This is a genomic window from Burkholderia sp. SIMBA_051, assembly GCF_046534915.1.
Taxonomy (GTDB): Bacteria; Pseudomonadota; Gammaproteobacteria; order Burkholderiales; family Burkholderiaceae; genus Burkholderia; species Burkholderia ambifaria.
On the sequence record NZ_JAWRXS010000445.1, the window covers coordinates 1 to 262 of the forward strand.

Sequence of the window (262 nt, forward strand, 5' to 3'; positions counted from 1 at the left end):
CATGCGGATCACGTTCGAGGTCCAGAACGGAATCGTGCAGACGAGGAACAGCACCGTCTGCATGCTCGTCGTGCGCACATGAAACGCGAGGAAATAAGCGATCGAAACACCGAGCAGCAAGGTTGTGGCCCACACGATCGCGTAGAACCTGAGCGTCGACCAATAGGTCTTGAAGGTCACGCACAGGTCGGTCGTCGACGAACAGCCGTTGAAAATCGCCGCGTAGTTCTTCAGCGTGAACGCGGGAATGATCTGATACTCG

The 262-nt window shown here is 56.1% G+C and carries 1 pseudogene; it reads right to left on the minus strand.

The window, feature by feature from the left end:
• Window positions 1-262: pseudogene (locus SB771_RS35225) on the minus strand (ABC transporter permease); the annotation flags it as partial.